This window comes from Streptomyces olindensis (assembly GCF_040645895.1).
GTDB classification, from domain to species: domain Bacteria; phylum Actinomycetota; class Actinomycetes; order Streptomycetales; family Streptomycetaceae; genus Streptomyces; species Streptomyces olindensis.
In genome coordinates this window covers 1-24,288 of the sequence record NZ_JBEYZD010000026.1, presented here as the reverse complement: position 1 = coordinate 24,288, position 24,288 = coordinate 1, and the positions used below count along the sequence as shown (strand labels likewise).

The window sequence follows — 24,288 nt, the reverse complement described above, 5'->3', positions numbered from 1 at the left end:
ATGAGCGACGACACCCGCAGCGAGCTCTACGCCGAACTGGCCGCCGTCGGCCCCTACGGCACCCGCCCCGGCCACGCCCTGATCACCATGGTCGAGCCGCATCCGGGCCACGAGTACGCTTACAACCGCTGGTACGAGGACGACCACTACTACGCCGGCGCGATGGCCATGCCCTGGATGTACGCCGGCCGCCGCTGGGTGGCGACCCGGGACCTGCAACTCCTGCGCTACCCGGAGAAGTCGGCGATCGCGCGGCCGGTCACCGCCGGCTGCTACCTCTCCACCTACTGGATCACCGCCGGCCGCTACGACGACCACATGCGCTGGACGGTCGCCATCAACAGGCGCCTCAACCGCGACGGCCGCGTCTACCACGACCGCACCCACGTCCTCACGGCGTTCCAGGACCACGAGGCGACGGTGTACCGCGACGGCGCGGCCGGACCCCGGGACGTCCACGCCCTCGACCACCCCTACGCGGGCCTGGTCCTCCAGGTCGTCGAGTCCGACACCCCCGAGCAGCGCGCCGCCCTGCTGGAGTGGCTGCGCACCCGGCACCTCCCGAAGCGCCTCGCGGGCTCCCCGGCGGCACTGGTGACCGTCTTCCGTCCCACGCCCCTCCCGGGCGACCGCATGACCTACGTCAAGCAGGTCGAGGGCGTCGACACCCGACTGACCCTGCTGTGGTTCCTCCAGGCGGACCCGGGGGAGTGCTGGGAGCACTGCTTCACGGGCCTGGACACGGCCGTGGCGGAGTCCGGGCTGGGGAGGGTGGAACTGGTGGCACCGTTCGTCCCCACGGTGCCGGGCACCGACACGTATGTGGACCGGCTGCGCTGAGGGTCAGCGCAGTTCCTCCGGGCAGGGCGTTCCCCGGGGCAGTTGGTACGGCGCGGCCAGGCGGTACGTGCCCGCCTTCGGGGCCAGCAGCTCCGTCCAGCGGTCGCCGTGCGCGTCCTCCTCCGTCTCCGTCAGGCAGCCGTTGACGTTGACATACGTCTTCGGCTCGCCCTCGGGACGGTCCCGGGACTCCTCCGTCTCCTGGGGCGGCTTCAGGCTCTTGCCCTCGGCGTCGACGATGCTCAGCCATGGCGAGTACGGGATGCGGACCAGGATCCGTCCCGCCTTCCTCACCTGGAGGACCATCTCGCCCTGCTCGGCCCGGTCGACGACCGTGTTCGGCTCGGCCAGCGGCGTGGGGGCGGTCACCTTGAACAACTGCCAGTTGGCGTCGCCCCAGATCTGGTTCAGATAGGGCAGACCGCGCTGCACCAGCGCCCGTTCGCGCTCGCCGCCGTCGCCGTCCGGTTCGTCCTTCGGCAGCACGACGTAGTGGACCGCCCAGCGCTTCAGCCACTCGTGGTAGTTCGCCGAGTTGAGCGTGTCGTCGTAGAAGAGGGGGTTGCGTTCCATGTCGGCCTGGCGGTTCCAGCCGCGGGCCAGGTTGACGTACGGGGCGAGGGCGGAGGCCTCCCGGTGGGAGCGGGCGGGGACGACCTCGACGCGGCCCTTCTCGGCGCCGACCTCCTGCAACTCGTTCACCAGCGGCGCCAGCTCACGCGACCAGGACGCCGCCGGAGCCGTGTGGACGACGTCGTCGACCGACTTGAAGCCGATCCACGCCGTGAAACCGACGAAGGCGACCACGACCGCGTACCACTTGCGGCTGCGCGGCACGGTGAAGGGGAGTGCGGCGACCAGCGCGACACCCGCGAACAGCATCGCGAGCCGCGTGATGTTCGAACCGATCTGGGAGCTGATCAGCCACACCAGCACGACCCCCAGGCCGTACACGGCGGCCGTGAGCCGGACCGTCTTCCAGTCCCGCGGCACCAGCGCGAAGACCAGGATGGAGAACGCGAGCGGCAGGATGACCGAGGCGTAGGTCATCGGCTGCGTCCCGGAGAAGGGGAACAGCCAGGCCGACACCGCCACCACCGCGCTCGGCGCCAGGCCCAGCGCCCAGGCGCCCGGGCGGCGCTTCTGCAGGAACAGCGCCACGGCCACGAGCCCCACGAACAGGCCCGCCACCGGGGACGACATCGTGGCCAGCGCGGCCAGCGGCGCCGCGCACAGGGCCTTCGCCCAGCGCTTGTAACGCCACCGGTGGGGCCAGCAGAACACCACGGCGACCGCGCCGAGAGCGAACATCATGCCCAGGCCGAAGGTCACGCGGCCCGACACGGCGTTGCAGAACAGCCCGAACACCCCGGCCAGGGACGCCCAGAGGGGGTTGCGGACGGCGCGGCTGCGGAGCAGGAGCAGCGTGAGCAGCCCGGCCGAGACCGTCCCCGCGATCATCATCGTCGTCCGCACGCCCAGCACCGACATCAGGTACGGCGACACCACGCTGTACGACACCGGGTGCATGCCGCCGTACCAGGCGAGGTTGTACGCCGAGTCCGGGTGCCGGCCGACGAACTCGGCCCAGGCGTCCTGCGCGGCCAGATCGCCACCGCTGTTCGCGAACGTGAAGAACCAGACGACGTGGAGGACGCCGGCCAGCCCGGTGACGGACAGGACCGGATGCCGCAGCATGCGCTCACGCAGGGTCAGCAGGACGGGGTGCAGCCGGGACGCGACGTCACGGCCGGGTCCGCCGGTCTCCTCCCGCGAAGCGCCTGCCGGCCCAGCGGGCACGCGTATTCGCGGGCCGGATACCGGGCCCGGCTCGGCGTCGTCGGCGCGTGTCGGCTCCGCAGTGGCCACTCGAAGGCACTCCCCGTGTCCCGATCTTCTGTTCTCGGCTCGTTCTTCCTCCCGGCCGTGTTCCGTTCCCCCCGGTTCACGGCCGTGGCCGCCGCGAACGGCGACCTGTCCCGGTTCGGGACGCTAGCACGCACCCCGCCGGGCGGCGCCCGGACGGGCCGTTACCGGCGGGGTGCGGTCGTGCGGGTCCGCGTCCCGGTCAGCCGAGGCGCGTGAGCTTGGCCCCGAAGCCCGGCTCCACCAGGTCCTCCTGGAGGGCGACCGGGACCTTCACGGCGCCGGTCGTGCCGTCACCGACGGTGAGCGTGCCCACCTTGGTGCCGGCCTTCGCCGTGTGCGGCAGGTCGTCCGCGGCGAACGTCAGCTTGACGGACAGGCCCGCCCAGCCGACGGCCGTGACGTCCTCGGTGACGGCGACCGGTGTACGGCCGCCGAGTCCGTCGTCCGCGTACCCGACGACCGTGCCCTTCTTCAGGATCGTCGCCGACTCCAGCGCGCCCTGCGCGGCCCGGATCAGCTTGTCGCCCTCGTGGAGCGCGGCACCCAGGATGGTGTTGTCCGGTCCGCCGGCGGGCTGGCGCACCACGGCGCCGATGATCCGGCGGGTCTCGCCGTCGACGTCCTTCTTCGCCGAGAAGACGAGGTTGCCGAGCGCCGAGGTGGTGGTGCCGGTCTTGATGCCGGTGACGTCGTTGGAGCCGACCAGGCGGTTCCAGTTGTCGTGCTTGGTGCCCTTGTAGTCGACGTACGACATCATCGCCGCGACCTCGCGGAAGGCGGGCTGCTCCATGGCCGCCTTGGCGAGCTTCACCTGGTCCACGGCCGTGGAGACGGTGGTGTTGTTCAGGCCCGACGGGTCGGTGTACGTCGTGTTCTTCATGCCGAGGTCCTTGGCGGCGTCGTTCATCTTCTGCACGAACGACTTCTCGGACCCCGCGTCCCAGCGGGCCAGCAGCCGCGCCACGTTGTTCGCGGACGCGATCAGGATGCTCTCCAGGGCCTCCCGCTCGGTGATCTTGTCGCCCTTCGTCACGTCGACGGTGGACTCCTGGCCGGCGTCGGACTGGTCCTCGGCGGCCTGGTCGATCTCGATCTTCGGCCCCTCGTCGCCGCTCTCGAGCGGGTGGTCGCGCAGGATGACGTAGGCGGTCATGACCTTGGCGACACTGGCGATCGGCACGGGCTTCTGCTCGCCGGACGAGCCGAACGTACCGATGCCCTGCACGTCCAGCGCGGCCTGGCCCTTGGCGGGCCAGGGGATGTCGACGTTTCCGCCCTCGAAGGTGTAGCTGTCCTTCGCCGTGAGGTCGAGGGTGGGCGTCGGGAGCGGGCGCACGCTCTGCACGACCGCGAAGACGACCACCAGCAGCAGCACCAGCGGCGTCCAGATCTTCACCCGCCGCACGGCCGTGCGCAGCGGGGTGTCCGGGGGCGGCGGGGTGTTCGTCAGCTCGGCCAGCAGGTCCAGCGGCGGTTTCGGGGGCAGCGGCTGCTGCGTGGTCCGCTCCGGGCCGACGGTGGGCACGGGCGCGGTCGCGTCGGCGGGGGCGGCCTTGGGCGCCTGCGGGGCCTTCGGCGCCTGCGGGGCCTGGGTGGAGGCCGCCGGCTTCCGGGTCGACGGGTCGTCCAGGGGCTTGAGCGCGACGAACTTGCTCGTCCGCTCGGACTCCTTCTCGGGGACGTCCTTGGCGGTGCCGCCGAGCTTCAGCATGGTGGTGGGCTGGTCGACGGGCGGCCGCACGGCCTTGAAGACGGCGGTGGGCTGATCGACGGGTCCGCCACGAGCGGTCTCGCCGCGGCCGTCCGCCCCGGCCTCCTCGCCGGAGTCGCCGTCTGCGTCTGCCTCTGCGTCCGCGCCGGGCTTCGAAGCGGCGGCGGCGTCGCCGGAGACACGAGGATCGGCGGGCTTACCGCCCTTGCCGCCATCACGATCACCGCCCTCCGACTGCCCCTTGGCACCGGCCTCCGGCTGGACCTCCGCACCGGCCTTGGGTTCGGCTTCCGGTTCGGGTTTTGCGTCGGCCTTCGGCTGGGTCTTCGTGTCGGGCTTGGGTTCGGCTTCCGGTTCGGGCTTCGTGTCGGCCTTCGGCTGGGTCTTCGTGTCGGGCTTGGGTTCGGCTTCCGGCTCGGGCTTCGCGTCGGCCTTCGGCTCGGGGTTTCCGTCGGTCTCCGGCTCGGTCTCCCGGGCAGCCCTCGCCTCGGTCTTCGGCTCGGCCTTCCCGTCGGTCTCCGGCTCCGCCGCGGACGCGGCAGCGCCCGCCTCGCTGTCGGAGTCGGCCTTCGCCGCTCCCGCGTCACCGGCGGTGCCGGAACGGTCCGCCTCGGACGCACGAGGCCCGTCAGTGCCCTCCCCGGCCTTCTCGGACACCGCTCCCGCGGCTTCCCGGCCGTCCTCGGACTCGTCCTGGGCGCCGGCCGGCTCGTCGGCGTCTTCGGCGGCCTCCTGGCCGTCCTCCTGCGCATCGGTCGGCTCGTCCGCGCGCCCGGCCTCACGGCCGTCCTCGGCGCCTGTGACGGCCTCTGGGGCCCCGGCGGGCTCCCCGGCCTCCTGGGCGTCCTTCGTGGGCTCCTCCGCGCCACCAGCGCCCCGCTGGGCGTCCGCAGAGGCCCTGTCGGCGTCCTCGGCGGCCGCAGGTTCCTTGTCCTCGTCCGCCGAAGCGACCCACGCGGCCACGGCGTCCCGCAGCCGCCCGTCACCGGCGGCGGCGTCACCCTCCGGCTCGTCCTCGGCAGCCCCGGCGGAACCGGAGCCCGAACCGGAACCCGTACCCGAAGACCTCGCGGAGCCCTCCGCGGCCCCCTGCCCGGCGTCAGCCGCGTCCTCGCCGTCCGGGTCGCTCTCGCCCCGCCCGGCGTCCGCCGGCTGTTCCGGGGGCGTCCGGTCGTCCTCGGACGTGCGTGCGGACAGGACACGGGTCGCCGTGTCGACACCCCCGCGCCTGGAGGATCCCTCCGCGTCCCGGGCCACCGCGAGGCGGGGGTCGCGCGGTTCGCGCGTGTCCGCCGCCTCACTCCTGGCCTCGGGAACCGGACCCGCGCTCCCCGACGTCGGTTCTGCCGACGACTCGCGCTGCTTCGACCTGTCGGGGGACTCGCCCGCCACCGATGCCTCCTCCTCGCGCCGCACTCCCCGCGTGCGCGTACGAACCGTGAACCGCCGCCCTGACACCGCTCTCCGGCGCTGTCCGAACCATGTACCAGTGTCCTGTGCGCGGACCGGACCCATCCGGTAGACGAGAACGACATACCTACTGGTTCCACTACGAACCGGTCACGCACCCTCGACAGACCAATGTGAGAGGGGTCACCCTGTCATTCATCCACGCGGGGAGGCATGGATGGGCAGGAGCCGCAGAACACTTCCGGAGGAGCTTCTGTTGCTGGCACTGGACCCGACCACGGGTACCACTGCGCAGCCGCAGTCGCTCGACCTCGGTCTGGCCGGAGCACAGCTAGTAGAGCTGGCGCTGGCCGGACGGATAGCCCCAGACGGGGATCGTATCGCCGTGGTCGTACCACGGCCGACTGGAGATCCAACGTTGGACTGCGCGTTGGAGTTGCTGCGTAGGCGCGGCGCTCCCGTGCGGGCAGTGAACTGGATTGGCGGGCCGCGTCTCGGGCTCCGCCAGACCTACCTCTCGCATCTGGAGCGGTGCGGCATGGTGCATGCCGTGGCCGGCCAGATGTGCGGAGTGCTGCCGACGACTCGCTACCAGGCGACGGACAACGAGATCAGCCGGGAGATCAGGGCCCGGCTGGATTCGGCGATCCGCACCGGCGTACCGCCGGACCCGCGGACCGCGGCGCTCGCCGCCCTGGCCCACGCGGTCGGCCTCGGCAAGCACCTGTATCCGGGCAACGAGGGACGTTCGTCCCGCTCCCGGCTGCGGGACCTGATCAGGCACGACCCCATGGGCGGCCTCGTGGCGCACGCCGTGATGGACGTCCAGAACGGCGTGGCGGCACAGCCGCGCCGCAGCCCGGCCCCGCCCGGCCGTCAGGCCGCCGGCGGAACCCGGGCCGCAGCGGAACCCGCCCGCGGTGTTCCGATGCAGCCGCGCCGCGGCACCATGGCGCGCGCCGCGGCCCACTGAGCCGCGCCGCGCCGGCAGCACGGCAGCGCACCACCAGCACACGGCACCGCACCAGTACGACCCACGACCGGCACACGCAGCACGGGACCCCAGAACCCGGTCACCGGGAGCCGCTGTCCGAGCGGGGCGGAGAGAGCGCAGACTCTCGCCGCCCCGCTCGGCGTGCCGTGTCCGAACTGGCGTGTACCCGTCGCATATCCACCGTTTCCCAGCGGTAGGAAGCACCTTGGTGGCAGTCTGCTCAACAGCAGATACGCAAAGTAGAGGCACGCAGCCGGAGGTGCACGTCCCGTGGCGTCCAATGTCAATCCCACCGTCAGGCGGCGCCGGCTGGGCCAGGAGCTCCGCAGGCTCCGGGAGCTCAAGGGCATGACGGCGGAGGAAGTGGCCGAGCGGCTGCTGGTGTCGCAGTCGAAGATCAGCCGCCTGGAGAACGGGCGGCGCAGCATCAGCCAGCGCGACGTGCGCGACCTGTGCGGGGTCTACGAGGTCGAGGACCAGCGGATCGTCGACTCGCTGATGCAGATGGCCAAGGACTCCCGCCAGCAGGGCTGGTGGCACGCCTTCGGCGACATCCCCTACTCCGTCTACATCGGCCTGGAGACGGACGCCGAGTCGCTCCGGGTCTACGAACCCCAGATCATCACCGGACTGCTGCAGACGCGGGCGTACGCCGAGGCCATCATCCGGGGCGGTTCGCCCGAGGCGTCGGAGGCGGACAACGACAAGCGCGTCGAGGTCCGGCTGCGCCGGCAGGGCCGTATCACCGCGGAGACGGACCCGCTGCGGCTGTGGGTGGTGCTGGACGAGGCGTCCCTGCACCGGGTCGTGGGCAACAAGGAAGTCATGCGCGAGCAGCTGGAGCATCTGATCGAGATGTCGCAGCTGCCCCACATCACCGTGCAAGTGCTGCCGTTCGAGGTCGGCGCGCACGCCGGCATCAACGGCCAGTACTCGATCCTGGAGTTCGCCGACGCGGCCGACTCCAGCGTCGTGTACATCGAGGGCGTCACCAGCGACCTGTACCTGGAGAAGCCGCTCGACGTGCAGAAGTACACGGTGATGTACGAGCACCTGCGCGCGCAGTCGCTGAACGTGGACCAGTCGCGGCAGCTCATCGAGCGCCTCGCGAAGGACTACGCCCGCTGACCCGCCGTCGGGACGGGACCTTTCACCGGGCAAAGCGAGGGATGCTACACCCCTGACACGCCTGACTGGAAGTCTCCCCTGGAATATGCCATCCAGTCGAGTGAATGACTGCTCCGAACGAGGATGTGGGCGAGTAGCGTCGATCACGCCAACCACCAGCACGGGTTGGCGTAAACGCAACTGGCAACGGAGCGAACATGGCAATTCGTCTGGGCGCCACGGAAACGTGGACGACGTCCTCCTACACCAACAACAACGGCGCCTGCGTGATGGTCAGGTCGACCGTCGAAGAGGCCCTGGAGCTCGGGGACACCAAGATCCCCGAGGGCCCCAAGCTGGCGTTTCCCGCCGACGCGTGGAACGCCTTCGTGACCTCGGTCAAGGCCTGACCCCGGGACCGACACCCGCACCAGCAGCACCGGCAGAGCCCTCTCGACCAGCATCGCCGTCCTTGCCGAGAGGGCTCCGCTCGTGCCCAGGGCTGCCCACCGGGCGGGTCAGCCCACCGGGAACGCCACGTCACACACCGGGTCCTCGGCCCCGGCCGCCGCCCAGTCCGCGAAGTACAGCTCCCGGCCGGGCCCGGTCGCCGTCAGCCCCTGCGCCGCCATCCACTCCTCCACCGCCTCGAACGCGGCCAGGATCTGCGGGTACGCCACCTGCGCCTTGGTGATCCTGGTGTACGCCAGCCGCCCGGCCGGCTCCGCCCGCACGGCCGTCTCCCACGCCCGCCCCCGCCGCTCCGCCCAGGCCCGCGCCGCCGCCTCGTCCGCGACCGGCACGCACGCCTCCGCGGGCCCGTCGCTCTCCATCGACACGTCGGAGTAGTAGGCGACGTACGGCACCCCGGCCACCCCGCCGCACTCCCGTGCCGCCTCCTCCAGCCGGCCCAGCGCCGCCCCGATCCACGCCGGCAGCTCGTCCGCCAGCGTGTGCCGCTTCTCGGTGATCACCACCTGCGCGGGCGTCTCCACCGTCTCGACCGTGAACGTTCCGTACATCTCGGAGCTCCTCCCCGACAGCCGTCCACGGAGGTACGCGGCGAGCGTCCGCTGCCCCGCCACCCGCGCCTCGACATCCGCCCAGTACGCGCCGAGCAGTTCGGCCGCCGCGGGCCCGTCGCCGGCCGCGACCACCTCGGCGATCCGGGCGAGCGGCATGTCCAGCCGCCGCAGCATCGCCACCAGCCGGGCCCGTTCCACCTGGCCGGCGCGGTAGTAGCGGTAGCCGGTCGCCTCGTCGACGTGCGCCGGGGCCAGCAGCCCCAGCCGGTCGTAGAGCCGCAGGGCCTTGGCCGACAGCCGGGCGCGCGCGGCGAACGCCCCGATGGTGAGCAGGTCCCGGTCCGGTACGTCCACCACGGCATCCTCCGTCATCGGGCGGCTCATCCGCCCGACGACGGAGGACGCTCGGGCCTGCCCCAGGGGCAAGGTCAAGCGGTGGTGTCTCAGGCGAGCTGGGCCTCTATCGCCGCCACGACCTCCGCCGACTCCGGCTCGGTCTGCGGGGAGAAGCGGGCGACGACCGTGCCGTCCCGGCCGATCAGGAACTTCTCGAAGTTCCAGCGGATGTCCCCGCTGTGCCCCTCGGCGTCGGCGAAGCCGGTCAGGCGCTCGTACAGCGGGTGCCGGTGCTCGCCGTTGACCTCGACCTTCTCGGTCATCGGGAAGGTCACGCCGTAGGTCGCGGAGCAGAACTCGGCGATCTCCTCGGCGCTGCCCGGCTCCTGGCCGAGGAACTGGTTGCAGGGCACCCCGAGGACGGTGAAACCGCGCTCGGCGTACCGCTCGTGGAGCTTCTCCAGCCCGTTGTACTGCGGGGTCAGACCGCACTTGGAGGCCACGTTCACCACGAGCACCGCCTGGCCCGCGTACTGGGACAGCTCGGCGGAACCGCCCTGGAGCGCACCGATCTCGACGTCGAGGGGAGAGGAACCGTTGGTAGTCGTCATGAGCGGATGCTAGCCCCGGCGGGTGTCGGGCCGGTGCCGGGGTGCTGGGCCTCCACCAGCACCTGGCCCGCCGCCGTCCGCGCGTACAGCACCGACCTGCCGGCCCGCCGCCGCTGCACCAGCCCCGCGTCCAGCAGCACCCGCAGATGCCGCCCGACCGAGCCGAGGCCCTGGCCCGTCACGGCGACCAGCTGGGTCGTGCTGAGCGGGGAGTCGAGCAGGACGAGCACCGCGGCCCGCGCGGGCCCGAGCAGCGCGCCGAGGCTCGCGGGCGCCGCCCGGACCGCCGGGTCGGTGAGCGCGCCCGCGCACGGATAGACCAGGGCGTACCGGCCGGGCTCCTCCCAGGACACCCAGCCGCCCTTCGGGGTGACCGGCACGAACAGCAGCTCGGCGCCGGAGACCTCGCGCGGCGGATACTCGTGCAGGTTCACCTGCAGCCGGTTGCCGCCGAGCCACCGCGTGCGGCCCGGCCGCAGCGAGTCCACCACGGCCGCCCAGCCGCCCCGGCTCACCTGCGCGGTCCGGGCCACCACGTCGGCCTCCAGGACGCGCCGGCGCCGCTCCCAGTCCGGGCGCACGGCCCGCGCCCAGACGTACTCCAGCAGCGCGGCAGCCCGCTCGGGCAGGTCGTCGCGGTCCAGCACGGCGGGAAGGGGCCCGGCGAGGGAGACGGTCAGGTGAGCCCGGGCTCGGCGGGGGTCGGCCGCGCGCACCCGCGCGACGCCGTCCGCGAACGTCTCCCCGTGCCGGGGCGTCGGGGTGAGGAAGTCGGCGATCCAGTCCTTGCCGAGCCCCGCCCGCACCAGCCGCGCCGTCACCGGGTCGGCGGCCAGCCGGGCCCGGTAGTCCGGCAGATGGGCGTCCAGCCACCCGCGTTCACCGGGGTGGGCGGCGACGTTCGAGTGCAGCAGCTTCAGCGCGGCGAACGTCTCGGCGAGCGGGGAGAGGCAGAAGCGGCTCGCGGCGAGGGTGTCGGCGGTGATCTGCCACCAGCCCATGCCCGTCCCCCCCACCTTTCGCGCCCTCGCGAAACACTAACGGGGCACCGGCGCGCCTCCCAGACTCTGCGCATGCGCGGCTACCGACAGCTCCTCCGCACCCCGGAGTTCACCCCTCTCTTCCTCGCCTCCTCGGCCAACGTCATGGCCCAGACGATCGGCGGACTCGCCCTGGGCGTCCTGGTGTTCCGGGCGACGGACTCGCCGCTGCTGTCCGCGCTGAGCATGTTCGGGCAGTCGCTGCCCCAGGTGCTCGGGGCGACGTTCCTGCTGTCGGGCGCCGACCGCCTGCCCCCACGGGCCGCCCTGACCGGCGTCACCCTCGTCCTGGGCGCCGGCACGGCCGTACTGGCCCTGCCCGCGCTGCCCGTCTGGGCCGTCTTCGCCGTCCTCCTCGGCCAGGGCCTGGCCGCCTCGCTCGGCGGGGGAGTGCGCTGGGGACTGGTGAACGAGATCCTCTCCAAGGACGGCTACCTGCTGGGGCGTTCCGTCTTCAACATGATGTCCGGGGTCGTGCAGATCCTCGGATTCGCCACCGGAGGCGTCCTGGTGGCGCTCCTCTCACCACGGGTGTCCCTGCTGCTCGCGGCGGCGCTGTACGGCGTAGCGGCCGTCGTGATCCGGCTGTGCCTGACCCCGCGCCCGCCCCGCGCGACGGGCCGCCCCTCGGTCTCGGCGACCTGGCGCGCCAACGCGCTGCTCTGGTCGTCCCCGCCGCGCCGCCAGGTCTATCTGGCGCTCTGGATCCCCAACGGCCTGGTCGTCGGCTGCGAATCCCTCTTCGTCCCCTACGCGCCCGAGGCCGCCGGCACCCTGTTCGCCTGCGCCGCGCTGGGCATGCTGGCCGGGGACGTGCTGGTGGGCCGCCTGATGCCGCCCCGGCTGCGCCCCCGCCTGAGCTTCCCGCTGCTGCTGCTCCTGGCCGTCCCGTACGTGCCCCTCGTCCTGCGTCCGCCGCTGCCGCTCGCGGTGGCCGCCGTCACGCTGGCGTCCGTCGGCTTCGGCGCGAGCCTCGTGCAGCAGGAGCGGCTGGTGGCCCTGACCCCCGACGGCCTGACCGGCCACGCCCTGGGGCTGCACTCATCGGGGATGCTCACGATGCAGGGCGTCGCGGCGGCGCTCGCGGGATCGGTGGCCCAACTGACCTCCCCGGCCGTGGCGATGACGGCGATGGCGGTGGCGTCGGCCACGGTGACGCTGGCGCTGATGGCGGCGGGACGGCGGGAGCAGCGGGAGCGGCGGGCGACGGCCCCGGTGCCCGAGCAGTGAACCACCGCCCAAATCGCGCTACTTGGCGCCCAGGACGTCTCTTTCCGTCTCCACGAAGACCTCGGGAACCTCGTTGTCGGCCACGACCCGTGACAGCAGCACGGCCAGCCGGTCCCGTTCGGCGCCGCTGAGCCCGGACGGCAGCGCCTCCATCCGCCGGCAGGTCTCGGCGTAGAACTTCTCGGCGAGCGCGGCCCCTTCCTCGGTCAGCCCCACCCGCACGGCCCGTCCGTCCCGCGGATCGGCCTCCCGCCGGACCAGCCCTCGCTGCGCCGTACGGTCCACGAGCCCGGTCAGGCTCGACTTCGCCAGCCCCAGCGTCTCGCCGAGCTCACCCATCCCGTACGGCTGCGGCATCAGCACGCAGAGCAGCTGTCCCTGCTGGGGCGTCAGCCCGTACGACCGGCTGGCCTCCGCGTACACCCCGTCCACCAGGAACGCCGCCCGTACCAGCGCGGCCACGACTCCCACCCGCCCCCCTGCCCCTTTCCCCATCCGGCCAGGGTAGGTCACTCCTCTTCCGGGGCCCCGCCCTCGATGAGCCGTTCCGCGATGTCGTCGGCCCACTCCTGTGCCCAGCGGCGGAGCCCCGCGACGGCCCGGACGTCGAGGCCCTGGGCGGCGAACGCGCTGTCGTCGAGCCAGTCCGTGCCGGTCAGCCGGGCCTGGAGGTCGGTGAGGTCGAAGGTGTCGGGGGCGTGCCGGCGGCCCAGTTCCTCCAGTTCGGGGTGGCTCCAGCGGGCCGAGGCGGCGTGTACGTCGACCAGGTCGCGGGGGAGGCCGCGGTCGGCCAGGTCCCGCACGCGGGTGCCGACGAGGTCGTCGAGGGACAGGGCCGGCCCGAGCTCCGTGACCACGGGCGGGCGCCACAGCACCTCCTTGCGCAGCCCGACCTCGAACTCCTCACCGGTCGCCGCGTCCGTGACGAGGAACTGGGCGGCCAGCGGATCGGTCTCCAGGGTCCGCACGAGCCAGCCGCCTGCCACCAGCCCCGTCCGGACCGTGCCGGCGATGACGTCCATCCCGGCGGGGTCCTCGGTGGCGGCGTCCACGTCCCGCCCGGCCCGTGCCACGAGCCCGTGGGCCAGCACCGCGTACCCGCCGGCGAGGAGGAGGGAGTGGGCCTCACCCACCGTGATCAGATCACCGAGGAGCCGGCTGACCGGCTCGGGGACAGGGGGCGGGGCGGACATGTCCTGATTATCGCCGTGGGGCCGCGGAGGGCTCGGGTGACCGACCCGGACGGGTGAGGGCGGTGAGGCCCAGGGATGCTCACGCGCTCCCGGGGCCGTGGCCGGCCGCCCCCGGCGGCGCCGCACCGAAGCAGCACGGACCTACGGCTTCCGCCCGACACCGCAGTACGCGTCCACAGCGGCCGCCGCCCCGATCCCGTCGGAAGGCCCGGGCCGCCACTCCGGCACCCGCACGACCCCCGGCTCCACCAGCTCCAGCCCGTCGAAGAACCCGGCGATCTCGGCGACCGGCCGGACGTGGTACGGCACCGCGCCACTCGCGTTGTAGGCCTCGGACGCGGCGATCATGCCCTCGCTCGTCGCCGTGCTGTCACTGATCACCAGGTGGCTCCCGGCCGGCAGCCCGGCCATGAGCCGCCGCACCAGCTCGCGCGCCCGCTCGTACTCGGCGACGTGCCCCAGCGTGTTGAGGATCATCAGACCCACCGGCCGCGTGAGGTCGAGCGTGCCCGCGGCGGCCTTCAGGACGGCCTCGGGGTCGTACAGGTCGGCGTCCAGGTACGCCGTCCTGCCCTCGGGCGTACTGGTGAGGAGCGCGTTGGCGTGCGCCAGGACGATGGGGTCGTTGTCGACGTAGACGATCCGGGAGTCCGGCGCCACCCGCTGGGCGACCTCGTGCGTGTTGTCGGCGGTGGGCAGCCCGGTGCCCACGTCCAGGAACTGCCGCACGCCCTGCTCCCCGGCCAGGTACCGGACGGCGCGTCCCAGGAACCGACGGCTCGTGACCGCCACGTCGACCAGACCCGGGAAGATCGACTTGATCTGGTCGCCGATCTCCCGGTCGACCTCGTAGTTGTCCTTGCCGCCGACGAAGTAGTTCCAGAAGCGCGCCGAGTGCGGCTTGGAGGTGTCGATACGGGCACGCAGGCTGTCGTCGGGCACGGCAGGGCCTCCAGGGGGGTGGGGAAGGGGCACCGGCTCACCAACCTAGGTGAACTTCCCCAGGCAGTACGGATGTTGCCGCCCCCGACCTCGGCCCGCCGTGAGGTTTCGGCCACGGGGGCCGGCCCGCGCCCGCCGTCACACCCCGCTGGACGCGAACCCGCCCAGGTCCGAACCGCCGGACCGGCCCCGGTCCCCGCTGCGGTCGGTCAGCAGCCACACGCCCCAGGCCATGGCCCACAGCGTCAGCCCGGCGACGAACGGCGTACCGAAGATGATCAGCAGCCCGGCTCCGATGTTGGCTCCGACACCCCCCGCGGTGAGGATCCGCCAGCCCACACCGGCCATCAGCCCGACGACCACCAGCGGCCCGATCACCCCCCACCACCGCAGATCCAGCGCCCCGCGCCGCGCACCCCGCACGAGCACGGTCGCCCCGAGCCCCACCAGCACCACCGCGAGACCGCCGACGACGGCGGCGACACCGTCCCCGATGTCCCACGGCTGGAAGGCGTAGTCCAGCTCACTCGCCGGCAGCCCCTCGTAGTTCTGCTGCCCCATCAGTCCCCAAGCGGCAACGGGCACCCCAACGACGAGCGCGGCCCCGGCCGAGAGCATTCCCCGATTCCTCATAGGGCCAGGATCCGGGGCGGGGAGGGGGGAGTCATGAGCACGCGTACTCAGGTACGTCGCGTCCTTGCGCGAACACTGGAGGCACCATCGACGGTCGAACCTGCCGGAGCAGCGCGACGGCCCGGGGCGGCCGTCGCGCTGGGTGGGTGTGTGCTGGGGGTTTCGGCTCGGTGTGCTCAGCCGGGGGACACCGCGCGGCCCGTCTGGGGGGAGATCGTGCCGGGGCACAGGCCTCGGGAGGCCAGGGTCTGGGCGATGCGGGGGATCGCGGCGAGGGTGTTGGCGGACCAGTCGTGCATGAGGATGACCTGGCCGTTGGTGAGGCGGGCGGCGGACTGGACGATCGCGTCGGTGCTCGCGCCGTTCCAGTCCTGGGAGTCCACGTGCCAGATGATCTCGGTCAGGCCGTGGCGGGCCGCGACCGACCGCACCGTCGCGTTCGTCTCGCCGTACGGCGGGCGGAACAGTTTCGGGGTGCCGCCTCCCGCGTTGGCGATGGCCTGCTGCGTGCGGGAGATCTCCGAGTCGATCTGCGCCTGGCTCAGCCGGGTCAGGTGCGGGTGCGTGTAGCTGTGGTTGCCGACCCACATGCCGGCGGCCACCTGGGCCCGGACCAGCGACGGGTTGGCGGCGGCGTACTGGCCCTGGTTGAACATCGTGGCCCGCAGCCCGTTCCGCCGGAGCGCGTCGAGCAGTCTCGTCGTGTTGCCGGACGGGCCGTCGTCGAAGGTGAGTCCGACGTACCCGGTGCAGGCCGCGTCCGGTGCCGCGGTGGCGGGGGCGGCGGCGGTGAGGGTGGCGGCGCCGGCCGTCACGAGGACGGTCAGCGCCGTGAGCAGTGCGCGCGGGGAGCGTGAGCCGGTGCTCATCGTCACGGCCCCGTGTGCACGGTGATGTTGGAGCTGCCGCTGCTCCGGTACCCCTCGGTCGCCATGATCATGTAGTACTTGAAGCTGCCCATGGGCATGCCGGCGCGGGCCCACGCGTCGAAGTGGTTCCCGGCGGTGATGGTGCCGCCCGTCCGCTTCGACTGCCGGACGCTCCAGTACTGGTCGAAGGTGCGCGTGCCCTCCACGGACGGGGCGTTGTACCGCGTCGTCTTGTAGATGTCGTACGTGCCGCCGTCGCTGGTGACGGTGCCCTTGTACGTCCCCGTGGGCCGGTACGTGCCCCAGTTGTCGACGATGTAGTACTCGACGAGCGGGTTCGCCGTCCAGCCGTAGAGGGTCAGGTAGGCGTTGCCGGACGGGTTGAACGTGCCCGAGTAGCTCACCGTGCGGCGGGCGCCGGTGCTCCAGCCCTTCCCGGCGACGAAGTTGCCGGTGTTCCGCCAGGAGGTGCTGTAACTGCCGCCTCCGGACAGGTTCATGGACACCGTGCCCGGTGCGTCCGTCCAGAACGAGTAGTAGTAGCCGTTGTGGGTGCCGGTCTGGTTCCTGTTGACGACCGTGTCGGCGTGGGCGGTGCCCGGCAGCGCGAGGGCCGCCGCCGCGACGAGCAGCATGGTGCAGACGCTGCTGAAGAGCAGCCGCAGGCGGCCTGATGACTTCTTCATGGGGGTGCTTCCTCCTCGTCCTCGTGGGGTGGGTCGATGGGGGAGCTCTGTCATCGGGGAGTGTTGGCCTGGCCCTGTCAACTGTCAATGCTTTCGGCAGGAGTTGCGAAATGTTCGTAGCTCGACGGGACGCGAAGGTGAGTGATTTCCGCTGGTCACGCGATAGTTGGGGTGAGCGGTAGCTGTGTTCGTCGGAAGTTCCCTGCCCTTCCGGTCCGGAGGGCAGGGTTCCGGTACTCGAATGTTTCGGAAGGCTTCCGGATCGAATCAGTCGGGTCAGTCCTGGCGGACGACGTTCCTGCCCGGGCCGCCGGAGAGGGTGTCCGTGCCCCGGCCGCCGTACAGCTCGTCGTCGCCGCTGTTCCCGTAGATCGTGTCGGCGCCGTCCTCCCCGTGGAGGACGTCGTGGCCCTTCCCGCCGTAGAGGAAGTCGTCGCCGGCCCCGCCCCGGAGGGTGTCGTCGCCGTCGCCGCCGGACAGGTGCTGCCGGTCGGCCTCGCCGAGGAGGGTGTCATCGCCCGCGCCGCCGTCGGCGTGGCTGTCCTCGCCCGAGGAGCGGATCGTGTCGTCGCCGTCGCCGCCCTGCGCGATGGACCCGGCGCCGCCGCGGAGGGTGTCGTCGCCGGCGTTCCCCCACACCACGGTGACCGCGCCGACCGTGAGGCCGTCGTCTCCCGCCCCACCGGAGACGCCGTTGCCGCTGACGTCGCCGGTCTCGGTGTACGTGTCCCGGCCGGCACCGAGGTCGAGGGAGGCGAAGTAGTACGCCTGGCCGGTGGCGTTGTCGTAGGCGACGGCGTCGTCACCGTCGCCGAGGGACATCTTCAGAGTGGGGTACGGATCCTGGCTGTCCAGGGTGCCGACCGTGCAGGCGACCTTGGTGCGGTCGGTGTCGCTGGGGTACGTGCAGTCGGTGCCCGCGCCGATCGGGACGGAGTCGTCGATCAGGTAGGTGATCCGCGAGGAGTCCTCGGAGATCGTCGCGGTGACGGTCACGTCGTTGGCCTGCCCGGCGGCGGCGGTGTAGACGATCGCCCGCCCGTCGGACGCGGCGGCGGCCGTCGGCGTCGCCGCGGCGGCGTGACCGCTCAGCAGGAGCGGGACGGCCATGCCCGCGCCGAGCAGCAGCGTCAGCGCCGGCGAGACAGCTAAGGAACGGCGGCCGGCCTGGGAAGAGGACATTGCAAAACCTCCGTCAGATGGAATGGTTCTTGCAATGTGGTGTGACGGCGGGGAATGGGGTTTGGTTGTGTGGCGGAATCCCGATGTGTTGATGGTTCATTCTCTGTCGATCCTGATTAACCCTCAATTCATGTGATGGACCGGCGATTTGCGGGGTGGACCGGCGATTCATGCGGTGGGCCGTCAATTCCTGCGGTGGGCCGGTGATTCCGAGTCACGGCGAGGCCGCGCCGTGGTCGGCATGGTCGTCCTGGTCGGCCAGGACCTCCTCGATGACCCGGCGGTGGACCGCCGCCTGCTCGGCGTCCGTGTCGATGTCCTGTGCCAGGCAGATCAGGGCCTTCCACAGCGCCCACCCGCGCGCCCGCGCCCAGGCCGCGCTGTCCTGGCCCACGGCACGGCGGAACGCCTCGCGGCTCTCGCCGGTGAACATCGTCCAGGCGATCACCAGGTCACAGGCCGGATCACCGACGCCACAGGTGCCGAAGTCGATGACGGCGGCCAGCTCACCGTCCCTGACCAGGAGATTGTTGGCGGCGATATCGCCGTGGAACCAGACCGGCCGCCCCCGCCACGTCGCCCCCACCGCCGCGTCCCACACCGCGGCGGCCCGTTCGGTGTCGATGCGTCCGGCGAGCGCCGCCAGGGCGCGGCGCGTCTCGTCGTCGTAGTGGACCGGCGGCGCGCCCCGGTAGAAGCTGTGCGCTCCGGCGGGTGGTCCGCCCGTGGGGTCGACGGCCCACAGGGCCCGCAGGAAACCGGCCACCGACTCCGCGAACCTCGGCAGGTCGGCGATGCGTTCGGGGCGGGCCACGTCGCCGTCCAGCCAGCCGCGGACCGACCAGTCGTAGGGGTAGCCCTCACCCGGGCGGCCGCGCGCCACGATCGGCGGAACGGGGAGCGGCAGCGACGGCGCGAGCACCGGCAGCCAGCGGTTTTCCTTGGCGACCGCGGGGACGTAGTGCTCGGCGGTGGGCAGCCGGACGGTCATCGTGTCGCCGAGCCGGTACGTCCGGTTGTCCCAGCCGTCGACCTCGACCGGGGTCACACTCAGCCGGCTCCACTGCGGGAACTGCGCGGCGATCAGCCGCCGCACCAACGCCGCGTCGATGCCGGCCCGGCCGTCGGAGGGGGAACTGGTCGTCATACCGGAATGGTGTCGAGCACCCTCCGGCCCGGGCAACGGAATTTCCCGCGCCCCGAAAGGACTTGTCCTGCCCGTCCCCGTACCAGGAAGATCGTCGACCGTGCGCCTCGACGAACTGAATGCTCCTGAACGGCGGTTGTGGGACGCCCTCCCCCAAGGGCACACGGTGGCCGTGGGGCACGGCTATAGGCGGGGGCAGGACTTCGAACCCGGGCAGGTTCCGGGGCCCGAGGAACCGTCGTCCGAGGAAGCGGTCGTGGTCCGGGCCGACGTCGTCGCCGCGCTGCTGCTGGGCGCGGGCGGTGACCCCGCCCCGGGCGACCGGCCCGCCCTGCGTCTGACCGGCGCACGGATCACGGGCCGCCTGGATCTCCGCTTCACCGAGATCCTCATGCCCGTCGTCCTGACCGACTGCCGCTTCGACGAGGCCCCGCTGCTGCGGGGGGCCCGCACCCGCGAGGTCGTCATGAGCGGCTGCGACCTGCCCGGCCTGGTCGCCGACACCGTCCAGATCGACGCCCGGCTGGTGCTCTCCCGCTGCCGGACGACCGGCCCTCTCGTGCTCAACCGCGCCCAGATCAACGGCGATCTGGACCTGAGGGACGCCGTGCTCACCTCCCCCGGCGGCGATGCGATATCCGCCGTCCACGCCCGGGTCGGCGGCGACCTGCTCTGCACCAACCTGGCCGTCCAGGGGCGGTTCCGGCTGTCCGGGGCGTTCGTCGACGGCGAGTTCGACCTGGAGGGCGCGTCCCTGCGCAACCCGGGCGGCCACGCCCTGGACGCCTACCACGTGCAGGTCACCGAGGACTTCACCTTCCACCCGGGGTTCGGCGCCGAGGGGCGGATCATCCTCTCCGGCGCCACGGTGGGGGCGGCCGTCGGTTTCTGCGGCGCCCGGCTGAGCAACGCCGGCGACATCGCCCTGGAGGCCGTCGATGTCACCGTCGGCCGCAACCTCGACCTCGGTCGCGGCCTCACCGTCGAGGGCGGCATCACCCTCGACGGCACGCACGTCGGCACCGAACTCAGCCTCCGGGACGCCCACGTGTCCCGCACCGGCGGCACCGCCCTGTCCCTGCGCGCCGTCCAGGCCCGGGAGACCGACCTGCGCACCCGGCGGCCGATCGACGGCGTGGTGGACGCCCGCAACGCGCGGCTGGGGACGCTGTACGACGACCCGGACACCTGGCCCGCCGACCTCCGGCTGGCCGAGACGACCTACAACGCCCTCGCCGTCCCCCTCACGGCCCCCGAGCGGGTCCGGTGGATACGGCGCACCGGCGGCGGCTACCTCCCGCAGCCCTACGAGCAGCTCGCGGCGGCCTACCGCAGGCTCGGGCACGAGGACGAAGCCCGCACGGTGCTGCTGGCCAAGCAGCGCCACCGCCGCACCACGCTCTCCGCGCACACCCGTGCCTGGGGCCACGTCCAGGACGTGGCCGTCGGCTACGGATACCGCCCCCTCCGCGCCGGCCTGTGGCTCCTGGCCCTGCTGGCCTGCGGCGCGCTCTTCTTCCACCTGCACACCCCGCCGCCCCTCGAAGCCGGCAAGGCGCCCGATTTCAACGCCGTCTTCTACACGCTCGACCTGCTGGTCCCGATCATCACCTTCGGCCAGGAACCCGCCTTCGCACCCCACGGCACCGGCCAGTGGCTGGCCTACGGTCTGATCGCGGCGGGCTGGATCCTGGCGACGACGGTGACGGCCGGGGTGTCGCGCGCGGTCAGCCGCCAGTGACCTAGGCCCACTCGGACCCTCGGCCGACCCCGCCACGCGCGCTGCTCAGGACAGCACGCGGTAGCGCACGTGAGTGACCTGTGTCGCCGGCCGCGACGTCACCTGCTCCAGATTCAGCGGGGGTACGCCCTCGAACAGCCGCGTGCCGGCGCCGAGCGTGAACGGCACGATGTGCAGCCGCAGCTCGTCGACCAGACCGGCGGCGAGGTACTGGTTGATGGTGGTCGCGCCGCCGAGGACCAGGACGTCGCCGCCACCGGCCGCCGCACGCGCCCTCTCCAGCGCCGACGCGATCCCGTCGGTGACGAAGTGGTACGTCGTGCCGCTGTCCATCGGCTCCGGCTCGCGCGGGTGATGGGTGAGCACGAACACCGGCGCGTGGAACGGCGGATCGTCACCCCACCAGCCGTTCCACCGCCGGTCCCACGCACCCCGCACGGGGCCGAACATGTTCCGCCCCATGACGAACGCACCGGCGGCGGTCATCGCCTCGACCTCGGCCCGGTTCTCGTCGGGAGTCTCGAACATCCAGGCGTGCAGCCTCTCCCCGGACCCGTCACCGCCGTCGTCACCGAACGGCCGTTCCTCGCTCTGGCCGAGCCCCGCCGCATACCCGTCGAGCGAGACAGTGATGTCGCAGATGACCCTGCTCATGGCTCTCTCCTCCTGGTGACGAGGGATCTTGCAGGTCTTCCGGCGGCGGGGGAGGGGCGCTCCCCGAGTGCGAAGGCACGCCGGATGCCCGCGCCGCGCCCGTCAGATCTCGTCGGCGGTGACGGGCTCACCCCGGCCGGGGCGGTCCTCGGCAGGCGCGTCCGCGTCGGTGCGGCTGTGCTGCCGCGTCTTGGCGGCCGTGTCGGTGCTGCCGTGTTCCGGCGTCTTGGCGGCTGTGTCGGTGCTGCCGTGTTCCGGCGTCTTGGTGGCTGTGCCGGTGCTGCCGTGTTCCGGCGTCTTGGCGGCTGAGCCGGTGCTGCCGCGTTCCGGCTGACCGGCGTCCGTGTCGGTGCGGCCGTGTTCCGGCGTCCTGGCGTCCGCGTCGGTGCCGCCGTGCTCCTGCACCCCGGCCTCGGCATCCGCGTCGCCGTGCTCCGGCGCTCCGGCGTCCGGGACCCGGTGCGGCAGCTTCACCGCGACGGCGATCGTCAGCAGGGCGAGGGCGGCCGCGACGCCGAAGGCCAGCTTCATGCCGCTCACCTGCGCGGGCACCGCGGCGACGCCGTCGGCGGCGAGGCGGCTGGTGCGCGCGGACATCACGGTCACCACCAGCGCGGTCCCGAACGCCGCGGCGACCTGCTGCAACGTCCCGAGCATCGAGCTGCCGTGCGAGTACAGGTGCGGGGGCAGCGCACCCATGCCGAGCGTGAAGACCGGGGTGAACGTCGCCGCCAGGCTGACCATCAGCAGCGCGTGCAGCCCCAGCACCTGCCAGTACGGCATCGTCATCGAGACCTGGGTGAACCCGGCGAGGGCGAGCACCATGCCGATCGAGCCGGGCAGCACCAGCGGACGACTGCCGTACTTGTCGAACACCTTCCCGACGGTCGGCCCCAGCAGGCCCATGACCAGACCGCCCGGCATGAGCAGCAGGCCGGTCTCCAGCGGGCTGAGCCCGCGCAGGTTCTGCAGGTACAGCGGGAGCAGGATCATCGACCCGAGCATCGCCAGGAACCCGATGGACATCAGGGCCAGGGACAGGCCGTAGGTGCGGTGCCCGAGGGTGCGCAGGTCCATCAGCGGCACGCCGGCGCGCTGCAGCTTGAGCTGGCGGAGCACGAACACCGCGATGGCCGCGGCCCCGGCGACGGCGATGCCGAGAGCGAGTCCGACGCTGCTGTCGCTGTCGCCGAAGAGGCTCAGGCCGTACACCAGCCCGCCGAAGCCGAGCGCGGCCACGCCGACACTGAACCAGTCGATGGAGCTGACCTGCGGCTCGCCTATGTTCTCCACCTTGCGCAGCCCGAACAGGGTCACCAGCGCCGCGATCGGCAGGACGACCACGAACAGCAGCCGCCAGGACCCGACCTGGAGGATCAGCCCCGACACGGCGGGCCCGAGCGCCGGCGCCACCGAGATCGCCAGGGTGACGTTGCCCATCACCCGGCCCCGGTCGTGCTCGGGCACCACGATCATCAGCGTGGTCATCAGCAGGGGCATCATCACGGCCGTGCCCGCGGCCTGCACGATCCGGCCCAGCAGCAGCACCTCGAAGGTCGGCGCGACGGCCGACAGGGCGGTGCCCGCGAGGAAGACGCCCATCGCGATGGCGTAGGCCTGGCGGGTGGTGACCCGCTGCAGGAACCAGCCTGTGACCGGGATGACGGCGGCCATGGTCAGCATGAAGGCGGTGGACACCCACTGCGCCGACTGCTCGGTGATGTGCAACGACTCCATCAGCCGCGGGATCGCGTTGATCATGATGGTCTCGTTGAGGATCACCACGAAGGTGGCCAGCACGAGCAGCCGCACCACCGTCGGTGTGCGGCCCGCCCGCACGGCCGGACGTTCTCGGGTCACAGCTGACATGACAGCACCTCGCTGGGGTTCCTGGTCGCAGTCGCCTCGCAGCCAAGGGCCGCCGGCCGGAAGTTGATCGATGACACCGATGAAGACCGGCCCAGCCGGCAGAACTCATCGGTCAGCCCCCGAGTCTCCCGCACCTTCGTGCGGATCTCCCACGGTTTTCCGCGCCGAGGCGCCGAAACAACTCGTTGGTGAACCCTTGGCCAACGGATTAGTCTCCCCTTCGACCAATCAAGAACTTCATAGAACTTCATGGGGGGACATGCATGCGCGCAACCACGCGCCTTGCCCTGCTCGGCACCAGCGTCGCCCTGGTGGCCACCGCCATCGGCAGCACCACCGCCCAGGCGGAGGACGGCGGCTCGGGTGACATCACGATCGACAAGGTCGTCGTCAACGGCGGCAAGCCGGTCGTGGTCGGTACCACCAAGGCGGTGACCGCCAAGGTCACCGTGACCGCCACGGACGACTCGGGCATCAAGGAGACGACGTACATCAGCGCCTCCGGCCCGAAGCCGAACTACGCGCAGATCTGGTACGAGGACGGCGAGATCACGTGCACCGAGGTGAGCGCCACCACGTCCACCTGCACGGGCACGCTGACCTTCGACCCGCAGGCGGCGACCGGCTTCGTCGACAACAAGGCGGCGGCCACCTGGAACCTCAGGACGCTGGTCTCCGCCCATGACTTCGACTACATCCACCGGGACGCGGCCACCACGTTCAAGGTGCAGCGCCACTCGAAGCTGACGGTCGACGCCTCGCCCGAGCCGGTGAAGAAGGGCAAGACCATCACGGTCACCGGCAAGCTCTCCCGGGCCAACTGGGAGGACAACCTGTACCACGGCTACACGAACCAGCCGGTGAAGCTGCAGTTCCGCAAGAAGGGCAGCGACACCTACACCACGGTGAAGACGATCAAGTCCAACTCGACGGGCAACCTCAAGACGACCGTCACCGCCTCCACCGACGGCTACTTCCGCTACAGCTTCGCGGGCACGGCGACGACTCCGGCGGTCAACGCGACCGGCGACTTCGTCGACGTCCGATAGCCACGAGCCGCCCGACGCGGGCTGCCCGAACGATCGAATAGCAGCACGAAGGGCCGGCCCGGGAGGAGACCCCTCCCGCGGACAGCCGACCGGGAGGAGAGCGCCGCGGCCGCCGGCAGCACGTTCGTCTTCCGCCGCCCGGCGGGCGAG

General features: G+C 72.0%; 22 protein-coding genes. 7 read left to right on the top strand and 15 right to left on the bottom strand.

The genetic code is table 11. The features are described from left to right. A complete protein-coding gene (locus ABZ948_RS18685) occupies positions 1 to 840 on the top strand; it encodes a hypothetical protein (protein ID WP_359760834.1) in 840 nt (279 codons plus the stop codon). A gap of 3 nt (positions 841 to 843) precedes the next feature. Here the strand turns inward: ABZ948_RS18685 and ABZ948_RS18680 are convergent, their stop codons facing one another. Both ABZ948_RS18680 and ABZ948_RS18675 read right to left on the bottom strand, forming a co-directional pair. Further along, entirely contained in the window at positions 844 to 2,709 is a 1,866-nt protein-coding gene (locus ABZ948_RS18680; RefSeq protein ID WP_359760833.1) for a DUF8823 domain-containing protein, read from the bottom strand. 199 nt (positions 2,710 to 2,908) lie between these two features. Beyond that, entirely contained in the window at positions 2,909 to 5,812 is a 2,904-nt protein-coding gene (locus ABZ948_RS18675; protein WP_359760831.1) for a D-alanyl-D-alanine carboxypeptidase, read from the bottom strand. A 235-nt stretch (positions 5,813 to 6,047) separates the two neighbouring features. Here ABZ948_RS18675 and ABZ948_RS18670 point away from each other — a divergent pair, with 235 nt between their 5' ends. The 3 genes from ABZ948_RS18670 to ABZ948_RS18660 all read left to right on the top strand — a co-directional run bounded on the left by ABZ948_RS18670 (position 6,048) and on the right by ABZ948_RS18660 (position 8,341). Then, on the top strand, positions 6,048 to 6,803 hold the full coding sequence (locus ABZ948_RS18670) for a GOLPH3/VPS74 family protein (protein ID WP_359760829.1): 756 nt from the start codon (positions 6,048 to 6,050) through the stop codon (positions 6,801 to 6,803). Between the two features lie 291 nt (positions 6,804 to 7,094). Then, positions 7,095 to 7,952 (top strand): helix-turn-helix domain-containing protein, encoded by an 858-nt coding sequence (locus tag ABZ948_RS18665; RefSeq protein ID WP_311681551.1) that lies wholly within the window; start codon positions 7,095 to 7,097, stop codon positions 7,950 to 7,952. 197 nt (positions 7,953 to 8,149) lie between these two features. Continuing rightward, entirely contained in the window at positions 8,150 to 8,341 is a 192-nt protein-coding gene (locus tag ABZ948_RS18660) for a DUF397 domain-containing protein (protein WP_359760827.1), read from the top strand. Between the two features lie 108 nt (positions 8,342 to 8,449). Here the strand turns inward: ABZ948_RS18660 and ABZ948_RS18655 are convergent, their stop codons facing one another. The 3 genes from ABZ948_RS18655 to ABZ948_RS18645 all read right to left on the bottom strand — a co-directional run bounded on the left by ABZ948_RS18655 (position 8,450) and on the right by ABZ948_RS18645 (position 10,904). Further along, positions 8,450 to 9,328 carry a MerR family transcriptional regulator gene (locus tag ABZ948_RS18655; RefSeq protein ID WP_359760825.1) on the bottom strand — a complete coding sequence of 293 codons (879 nt, stop codon included), beginning with the start codon at positions 9,326 to 9,328 and terminating at the stop codon, positions 8,450 to 8,452. A gap of 71 nt (positions 9,329 to 9,399) precedes the next feature. Next, on the bottom strand, positions 9,400 to 9,903 hold the full coding sequence (locus ABZ948_RS18650; RefSeq protein WP_359760823.1) for a glutathione peroxidase: 504 nt from the start codon (positions 9,901 to 9,903) through the stop codon (positions 9,400 to 9,402). Beyond that, a complete protein-coding gene (locus ABZ948_RS18645) occupies positions 9,900 to 10,904 on the bottom strand; it encodes an ArsR/SmtB family transcription factor (protein WP_359760821.1) in 1,005 nt (334 codons plus the stop codon). The genes ABZ948_RS18650 and ABZ948_RS18645 overlap by 4 nt, the downstream gene beginning before the upstream one ends. A gap of 72 nt (positions 10,905 to 10,976) precedes the next feature. On the opposite strand from ABZ948_RS18645, the gene ABZ948_RS18640 reads away from it, so the two are divergent. After that, positions 10,977 to 12,173, top strand: a complete 1,197-nt coding sequence (locus ABZ948_RS18640) for an MFS transporter (protein ID WP_359760819.1) — start codon at positions 10,977 to 10,979, stop codon at positions 12,171 to 12,173. 18 nt (positions 12,174 to 12,191) lie between these two features. Here ABZ948_RS18640 and ABZ948_RS18635 read toward each other — a convergent pair whose 3' ends face one another. The 8 genes from ABZ948_RS18635 to ABZ948_RS18600 all read right to left on the bottom strand — a co-directional run bounded on the left by ABZ948_RS18635 (position 12,192) and on the right by ABZ948_RS18600 (position 18,825). Beyond that, positions 12,192 to 12,668, bottom strand: a complete 477-nt coding sequence (locus ABZ948_RS18635) for a MarR family winged helix-turn-helix transcriptional regulator (RefSeq protein ID WP_359760817.1) — start codon at positions 12,666 to 12,668, stop codon at positions 12,192 to 12,194. A gap of 14 nt (positions 12,669 to 12,682) precedes the next feature. Beyond that, entirely contained in the window at positions 12,683 to 13,366 is a 684-nt protein-coding gene (locus ABZ948_RS18630) for a hypothetical protein (protein ID WP_359760816.1), read from the bottom strand. A 141-nt stretch (positions 13,367 to 13,507) separates the two neighbouring features. Beyond that, positions 13,508 to 14,308, bottom strand: coding sequence for an SAM-dependent methyltransferase (locus ABZ948_RS18625; RefSeq protein ID WP_359760814.1), 801 nt, complete (start codon positions 14,306 to 14,308; stop codon positions 13,508 to 13,510). A gap of 138 nt (positions 14,309 to 14,446) precedes the next feature. Continuing rightward, the gene (locus ABZ948_RS18620) at positions 14,447 to 14,869 is read right to left on the bottom strand and encodes a hypothetical protein (RefSeq protein ID WP_359760812.1); all 423 of its coding nucleotides are present in this window, start codon (positions 14,867 to 14,869) and stop codon (positions 14,447 to 14,449) included. Positions 14,870 to 15,117: 248 nt separating this feature from the next. Then, a complete protein-coding gene (locus ABZ948_RS18615; RefSeq protein ID WP_359760810.1) occupies positions 15,118 to 15,810 on the bottom strand; it encodes a polysaccharide deacetylase family protein in 693 nt (230 codons plus the stop codon). A gap of 2 nt (positions 15,811 to 15,812) precedes the next feature. Continuing rightward, a complete protein-coding gene (locus ABZ948_RS18610; protein WP_359760808.1) occupies positions 15,813 to 16,496 on the bottom strand; it encodes an endo-1,4-beta-xylanase XynA in 684 nt (227 codons plus the stop codon). Between the two features lie 276 nt (positions 16,497 to 16,772). Next, positions 16,773 to 17,678, bottom strand: a complete 906-nt coding sequence (locus ABZ948_RS18605; protein ID WP_359760807.1) for a calcium-binding protein — start codon at positions 17,676 to 17,678, stop codon at positions 16,773 to 16,775. A gap of 214 nt (positions 17,679 to 17,892) precedes the next feature. After that, positions 17,893 to 18,825: an aminoglycoside phosphotransferase family protein gene (locus tag ABZ948_RS18600; RefSeq protein WP_359760805.1), complete on the bottom strand. Its 933-nt coding sequence runs from the start codon at positions 18,823 to 18,825 to the stop codon at positions 17,893 to 17,895. A 100-nt stretch (positions 18,826 to 18,925) separates the two neighbouring features. On the opposite strand from ABZ948_RS18600, the gene ABZ948_RS18595 reads away from it, so the two are divergent. After that, positions 18,926 to 20,566, top strand: coding sequence for an oxidoreductase (locus ABZ948_RS18595; protein WP_359760803.1), 1,641 nt, complete (start codon positions 18,926 to 18,928; stop codon positions 20,564 to 20,566). A gap of 45 nt (positions 20,567 to 20,611) precedes the next feature. On the opposite strand, the gene ABZ948_RS18590 is transcribed toward ABZ948_RS18595, so the two are convergent. Together ABZ948_RS18590 and ABZ948_RS18585 are read right to left on the bottom strand one after the other, a co-directional pair. Continuing rightward, complete coding sequence (locus ABZ948_RS18590) at positions 20,612 to 21,220, bottom strand: dihydrofolate reductase family protein (RefSeq protein ID WP_359760801.1); 609 nt, start codon at positions 21,218 to 21,220, stop codon at positions 20,612 to 20,614. 102 nt (positions 21,221 to 21,322) lie between these two features. Beyond that, positions 21,323 to 23,089 carry a DHA2 family efflux MFS transporter permease subunit gene (locus ABZ948_RS18585; RefSeq protein ID WP_359760799.1) on the bottom strand — a complete coding sequence of 589 codons (1,767 nt, stop codon included), beginning with the start codon at positions 23,087 to 23,089 and terminating at the stop codon, positions 21,323 to 21,325. A gap of 263 nt (positions 23,090 to 23,352) precedes the next feature. Between ABZ948_RS18585 and ABZ948_RS18580 the strand changes: the two genes are divergently transcribed. Further along, positions 23,353 to 24,138, top strand: coding sequence for a calcium-binding protein (locus ABZ948_RS18580; protein WP_359760797.1), 786 nt, complete (start codon positions 23,353 to 23,355; stop codon positions 24,136 to 24,138). Positions 24,139 to 24,288: the final 150 nt, after the last annotated feature.

Excerpts from the sequence above, each read along its gene's own strand:
- ABZ948_RS18685 (WP_359760834.1), top strand. The coding sequence starts at position 1 with ATGAGCGACGACACCCGCAGCGAGCTCTACGCCGAACTGGCCGCCGTC.
- ABZ948_RS18590 (WP_359760801.1), bottom strand. The coding sequence starts at position 21,220 with ATGAGCAGGGTCATCTGCGACATCACTGTCTCGCTCGACGGGTATGCG.
- ABZ948_RS18615 (WP_359760810.1), bottom strand. The coding sequence starts at position 15,810 with ATGAGCACCGGCTCACGCTCCCCGCGCGCACTGCTCACGGCGCTGACC.
- ABZ948_RS18605 (WP_359760807.1), bottom strand. The coding sequence starts at position 17,678 with ATGTCCTCTTCCCAGGCCGGCCGCCGTTCCTTAGCTGTCTCGCCGGCG.
- ABZ948_RS18620 (WP_359760812.1), bottom strand. The coding sequence starts at position 14,869 with ATGGGGCAGCAGAACTACGAGGGGCTGCCGGCGAGTGAGCTGGACTAC.
- ABZ948_RS18585 (WP_359760799.1), bottom strand. The coding sequence starts at position 23,089 with ATGTCAGCTGTGACCCGAGAACGTCCGGCCGTGCGGGCGGGCCGCACA.
- ABZ948_RS18650 (WP_359760823.1), bottom strand. The coding sequence starts at position 9,903 with ATGACGACTACCAACGGTTCCTCTCCCCTCGACGTCGAGATCGGTGCG.
- ABZ948_RS18645 (WP_359760821.1), bottom strand. The coding sequence starts at position 10,904 with ATGGGCTGGTGGCAGATCACCGCCGACACCCTCGCCGCGAGCCGCTTC.
- ABZ948_RS18660 (WP_359760827.1), top strand. The coding sequence starts at position 8,150 with ATGGCAATTCGTCTGGGCGCCACGGAAACGTGGACGACGTCCTCCTAC.
- ABZ948_RS18630 (WP_359760816.1), bottom strand. The coding sequence starts at position 13,366 with ATGTCCGCCCCGCCCCCTGTCCCCGAGCCGGTCAGCCGGCTCCTCGGT.
- ABZ948_RS18635 (WP_359760817.1), bottom strand. The coding sequence starts at position 12,668 with ATGGGGAAAGGGGCAGGGGGGCGGGTGGGAGTCGTGGCCGCGCTGGTA.
- ABZ948_RS18580 (WP_359760797.1), top strand. The coding sequence starts at position 23,353 with ATGCGCGCAACCACGCGCCTTGCCCTGCTCGGCACCAGCGTCGCCCTG.
- ABZ948_RS18670 (WP_359760829.1), top strand. The coding sequence starts at position 6,048 with ATGGGCAGGAGCCGCAGAACACTTCCGGAGGAGCTTCTGTTGCTGGCA.
- ABZ948_RS18600 (WP_359760805.1), bottom strand. The coding sequence starts at position 18,825 with ATGACGACCAGTTCCCCCTCCGACGGCCGGGCCGGCATCGACGCGGCG.
- ABZ948_RS18640 (WP_359760819.1), top strand. The coding sequence starts at position 10,977 with ATGCGCGGCTACCGACAGCTCCTCCGCACCCCGGAGTTCACCCCTCTC.
- ABZ948_RS18610 (WP_359760808.1), bottom strand. The coding sequence starts at position 16,496 with ATGAAGAAGTCATCAGGCCGCCTGCGGCTGCTCTTCAGCAGCGTCTGC.
- ABZ948_RS18655 (WP_359760825.1), bottom strand. The coding sequence starts at position 9,328 with ATGACGGAGGATGCCGTGGTGGACGTACCGGACCGGGACCTGCTCACC.